A 5,466-nucleotide genomic window follows, 5' to 3' on the forward strand; every position below is an offset into this window, starting at 1 on the left:
ATCTTTTCATTGAGCGCGCGCAGTTCTTTCTTCTGTACTTCGGACAGATTGGCGCCGGCACGTACAAAGTTGGTGTGATAGCGCTCCAGCAGACGCAACGATTCAGGATCCAGCTTTAGCGACTGACGCTGCGCATACAGCTGCTTCACTCGCGCGAACAAAGCGGCATCCAGATAGATGGCATCGGAGTGCGCCGACAGCTTGGGCGCCATCTCGGTCTGTGCTTTTTCGATATCCGGGTTGGTGTGCGAGGAACTCAGCGCGTAGAACACGGTGCTGGCGCGATTCAGCAACTGACCGGAGCGTTCCAGCGCCACGATGGTGTTGTCGAACGTGGGCTCGGCTTTGTTGTTGGCGATGTCCGCCACTTCCTTGCGCTGCTCCGCCATGCCTGCTTCCAGCGCCGGCACGTAGTGCGGATTCTGGATCTTATCGAGCGGCGGCCACTTGTAGGGCAAAGTACTTTCGCGCGCGAAGGGATTGTCGGCTGACAAGGCAGGAGCTGCGGTCGCGTTCATGAGCGTCGTTCCGAGCGCCACGGCCAAAGCCGTGGCGGCAAGTGTGTTGGCTGCTGACATGGGATGAATTTCGGTGTCCGAGCGAGGCGGCCAGGGTTACAAATGCGCGACCTTTCAGCAAGCGCTACGCAATGACCTGAACGCCAGCTCGAACCGAACTTCTGTATACAACCAACTTCGACAATTTCAATGCGTGCTATTGCTTTAAGTACGCCTTCGCTTGCTGCCCGACCACGTCGATCAAGTTGCCCATGGCGACGTGCGCGTCGATCAGGTGCAGGCCCCAGTCTTGCAGGACTTGCCCATTGGCAATGACATCGCCGGGAATCTCATCCGTGCGTGCATCGGCAGGATTCGCATTGGTAGTGACGGCGAGATAGGACGCGCCATCCTTCTCCACACATTCGCCGGTGAGCAAGCCGGGCAAGCTGACGAATGGAGTATCGATGCTCTGTCCTGTGGTCACCCACGGCTTGGGTTGCGCAGCCGACGTGCTCACTCCGTTGGCTCCGTTGGAAAGATACGCATGCAGTTCACCTTTACCTCCATTGAGCGCAGTCGGGTTGACGCACGCAGCCGTCATGCCTGCAGTCGGCACTCGGCCAAAGCGGCTGTTGGCTGGCGGTGGTACGTCATTTCGGAAAGAAACATACGAAATCACACAGCCAACTTGCGAGGCTGCGCGACACAACGGTATGTGTTGAAACGCGCCACCGACCTCCTTGCCGGTCGGCACGGCCACGTTGGTCCCCAACAACAAAGCGGAAATAACTTTGGCCTGAATTGGCTTGCCGTCGATCTCATTCTTGATCAGCTGGGTCAGCACGCTGGAGCCTTGCGAATGACCGATCAGCACCACACCGCGACCTTGGTTGTCGTGTTTCAGATAGTAATTCCAAGCATCGAGCACATCGTTATAACCAAGCGTCCGATCTGCCGGAAAACCACCGCCGCCGGCCATGGCCATGCGCAGGGTCTTGAGTGTGACCTGTCGATACAGCGGTGCGTACAGCCTGCATTGAGAACCGAAGCGAGCGAACTGTGCGCGGACGACTGCATGCTCCTCCGGCCCTGCGTTCATGTCTCTGTTGCCGGTCTGATCGTTCGACACCGTCGGATACACATAGAAACAATCGATAGGTGCCTGCGAATTCGCCTTGAACGGTTCCTCGGTGAGTTTGCCGTCGGTAGCAATGACAGTCGTCGTCAGATCTACAGTGCACGAATCGTCGCGGCCGGGTCGGCACAACCAGGTCTCAGGCTTGCTGTAATCATTTGCAGCAGGCTGCGCATCCTTGGGCCGGAACGCCAACAATACATTGCCCGGCGGCTGGCGAAAGCCGCCGTAGCCTGAGGCCACGAACAACATGCCGCTGCCGGCGAACACTGAATGCGAGTCGATGCCGCCGCCGTGGCCTTTGACGCCATTCAATGTGGTGAAGTCACGCAGCGTGTCGTATTGCCAAACGATGTCGCCGGTCGTGGCATCGAAAATATAAATGCGCCCATCGAGCGCGCCCGCGATCACCGACTTATCGACGACCAGTGGCGCGGCGGACAAGCCGTATTTTTCGCCGCACAGATTGAAGCGTTGGTCGCGACCGTTACTGCAATCCGCAGTCACGGGTTTGCGCCAAAGTACTTTGCCGGTGTCGATGTCGACGGCATTCATGCCGGGCTCGGGCACGTAGTCCTTGAGTTCGGGAACGTGCGGATCGTTGATGGGTGCGAACACCCGATGTTCACTGTCGATGGCAATTCCCCAGTGAATGCCACCGAGCGCGCTGCCGGTGCCGAAGCGCTGGCGCCAGAGTAATTTGCCGTTCTGTTGTGGATCGAGCGCCCACAAGTCGCCTGACTTCTGGCCGGCGAGTAGCACCTCGCTGCCATCGCGTTTTTTGGCGAGCACGGCGCCGGCGCCGAAGTCATAGTCTTTCAGCACACTGTCCGCCGGGCTTGGGCAATTCGGCCCGGACTGCGCCGGGTCCGGGCGACACGCCAGATTCCAAACGTCGTTGGCGAGCGCTTGATAGGTCCATTTGAGATTGCCGTTCTCGAGATCAATGGCGAGCACCGCGTCGCTGGTCGGTGTCGCCGGCAGTGAAGTGTTTTGGCCGGTGGTCGCGTAGATCAACCCGCGTGCAACGTCGATGGATGGCGTCGACCAGATAGGCGCACCCGAAGGTCCGCGAAACTTCACGCCAATGGAACTGGTCTTGCCGGTGTACTGCGCGTCTTCCATCGTGTGCGCAGTCCAGAGTTGTTTGCCGGTCGCGGCATCGAGTGCGACGACGGCACCATGACCGACGCAGCACTCGAACTTCGGATTCGCTCCGCTGCCGACGCCGGACGAAGACACCGGCACGATGATGCGATCCTTGTAGAACACCGGCGCGCCGGTGATGTTGCCCGTCGTATCGTGGCGTCCATTGGCTTTCCAAATTCGCTCGCCGCTCTTGGCATCGACTGCATGCAACTGAGCTTGAGTGTCGGCGAAGATCAACGCGTGTCGCGAACCGATCTCGCCATACGACACCGAGCTGCGCACGGGCGCGCCGACGTCGTAGACCCATTTCGCGCACGCCTTGTCGATATCCAATGCCAGCAGCTTGCCGCTCTGCGCCGGCGCATAAAACATCGTAGAGCCGACGATCACTGGCGAAGAGCGCAGCGACGTGGTTTGCGGAAAGCCGATGGCCCACGCCAGCTCCAGCTGCGGCAATTGTTTGCTAGTGAGGCCCGCTTGCTTGGCGCTCATGCGTCGGCTGTTGTTGTGGTCCACGCCAAACATGCTCAACGCGACCGGCTCGCTCAGATTCACGATGCGCTGCTCGGCGCTGCACATCATCGCCGCAGTCCAGTTGGCGTCGCCGTCGTTGGCGGCGAGATATTCAAGAAGCTGCGGCATGCTGTCTTTGGGGACGGGTGCGCCTTGCTGCTGCATGACTCCTTGGGTGAGAGCTGTGCGCAGCGATTGTTCGCTCATCAGTTGAAGTGCCGACAACGCGGGTGCGCGAGTGCCGGGAATGTTGTGGCAGGCCGCACAGTACGTTTCATACACCGCGCGGCCTGGATGATTGGCGCGCGGATCCGGCGCAGGCCCTTCGGCGGCAGCCGCTATGTAATTGACGATGAAACCGAGAACGAGTGGCGTAACAACGCGCGCGCTCATGAACCGTGCTGGCATATGAATCCCCCGTTGCTTGTTTACCGGATTCGTTCGCGCTGCCGTAAAAAGAAAAGTCAAAGCACGGTCAGTGCGATGGTCCGGCCACGATTTGGCCGAGCAGAATCTGCATGAGTTCAAGGTCGAGGGCCCGGCGCTAACGACAAGACTAGTCAGTTCGATCGAGCGAGGTCATGATTGGGGCGGAGTCTGCACGGCAGGCTCCGCCCTTTTCATTGGAGTACGCCGACATGAACCGACGCCAGGCTTTGCTTGGGCTCGTTGCCTTGCCCGCGGTGGCGCAGATTGCCGCGGCGGCCAACACCCCCACCGTGGTCGTGAACAAAACGCCGACCTGCGGTTGTTGCGGCGTCTGGGTCAAACATTTACAAGCCGCCGGCTTCGCGGTTCAAGTCCATGACCTGGAGAATCTGGCGCCCATCAAGGAGCGCGTCGGAGTGCCGTTTGGGATGGGCTCGTGCCACACGGCCGAGGTCGAGGGTTACTTCGTCGAAGGTCACGTGCCGGCGGAAGACATCAAGCGTCTGTTGCGTGAGAAGCCGGAAGCCAAGGGTTTGACCGTGCCGGGCATGCCGGCGGGTTCGCCCGGCATGGAGGTGCCGTCCGGTCGCGTCGATCGTTACGATGTGTTGCTGGTGGGCAAAGACGGCAAGACGTCCGTGTTCGCGACTCACGGCGATAAACAATAAGGCGACCAGCAACAATGAAGTTCTACTCGTGGAACGTGAACGGCATTCGTGCCGTGGTGAAAAAGGGAACGTTTCAAGCCTTCATCAAGGAGCACAAGCCCGACGTGTTGTGCTTGCAGGAAACCAAGGCCGAGCGCGGCCAGGCCGAAGTCGATCTGGCCGGCTATCACGAGTACTGGAACTCGGCGGTCAAGAAGGGCTATTCGGGCACGGCGATTTTTTCCAAGCGCGAACCGTTGAATGTGATCAACGGCTTTCCCAAGGAATTCGCCAAGAAGTTTTCGTTTGCCGACGAGTTGAATCGGGACAGCGCCGAGGAAGGTCGGGTGATCACCGCGGAGTTCGACAAGTTCTACGTGGTCACGGTGTACACGCCCAACGCCAAAGACGATTTGAGTCGCTTACCGTTGCGACACAAACATTGGGATCCGGCGTTCCTGGCGTATTGCAAACAATTGGAAAAGAAAAAGCCGGTGTTGTTCTGTGGCGATTTGAACGTGGCCCACACCGAGCTGGATCTGGCCAATCCCAAGCCCAACCGCGGTAAGAAAGGTTTCACCGTGGAAGAGCGCGAGGGCTTTCAGAACTTTGTCGACGCGGGTTTCGTCGATACGTTCCGCATGTTTACCGAAGGCAATGGTCATTACTCGTGGTGGAGTAACTTCGCCAATTCCCGCGCACGCAACGTGGGATGGAGAATCGACTATTGGCTGGTCTCGGAAAAGCTCCGCAAACAAATCAAGAAAGCCGAGATTCACGCCGATGTGCTGGGCAGCGATCACTGTCCGGTGAGCGTGACTGTGGCGATCGATTAGGATATTCCCCTAAGAAAACGCCGGCTTCAGCCGGCGTTCATCTATTTCTGTCGGGCAGCGGCGACGTTCCGTTACGTCTGTTTCACTGCTTTACAGTTTATTACATGTGCCGCCAGCAGAATCTCTTCGCTCAACCAATGCAGCGGAGAGATGCCAGCCATGACGCGCGCACCGACACACCAACATCATTTGGACGATCACGACCTCGGTCTGCAACACGACTTGGAACAGCTCGCAGCGCTGAAGCGTCGGCGTCG

At 58.9% G+C, this 5,466-nt stretch carries 3 protein-coding genes and 1 pseudogene; 2 read left to right on the forward strand and 2 right to left on the reverse strand.

Going from position 1 to position 5,466, the window contains the following annotated elements:
* Positions 1–578, reverse strand: a pseudogene (locus JNL55_RS18425) (dipeptidyl carboxypeptidase II); the annotation flags it as partial.
* 136 nt (positions 579–714) lie between these two features.
* A complete protein-coding gene (locus JNL55_RS18430; protein WP_293856855.1) occupies positions 715–3,690 on the reverse strand; it encodes a DUF3089 domain-containing protein in 2,976 nt (991 codons plus the stop codon).
* Positions 3,691–3,935: 245 nt separating this feature from the next.
* On the opposite strand from JNL55_RS18430, the gene JNL55_RS18435 reads away from it, so the two are divergent.
* A complete protein-coding gene (locus tag JNL55_RS18435) occupies positions 3,936–4,394 on the forward strand; it encodes a DUF411 domain-containing protein (RefSeq protein ID WP_293856858.1) in 459 nt (152 codons plus the stop codon).
* 14 nt (positions 4,395–4,408) lie between these two features.
* Positions 4,409–5,209, forward strand: a complete 801-nt coding sequence (locus JNL55_RS18440; RefSeq protein ID WP_293856861.1) for an exodeoxyribonuclease III — start codon at positions 4,409–4,411, stop codon at positions 5,207–5,209.
* Positions 5,210–5,466: the final 257 nt, after the last annotated feature.

This window comes from Steroidobacter sp. (assembly GCF_016790065.1).
Lineage (GTDB): Bacteria > Pseudomonadota > Gammaproteobacteria > Steroidobacterales > Steroidobacteraceae > Steroidobacter.

Bases quoted from the DNA above. Each gene is read 5' to 3' on its own strand.
- JNL55_RS18435 (WP_293856858.1), top strand. From the start codon at position 3,936: ATGAACCGACGCCAGGCTTTGCTTGGGCTCGTTGCCTTGCCCGCGGTG.
- JNL55_RS18430 (WP_293856855.1), bottom strand. From the start codon at position 3,690: ATGAGCGCGCGCGTTGTTACGCCACTCGTTCTCGGTTTCATCGTCAAT.
- JNL55_RS18440 (WP_293856861.1), top strand. From the start codon at position 4,409: ATGAAGTTCTACTCGTGGAACGTGAACGGCATTCGTGCCGTGGTGAAA.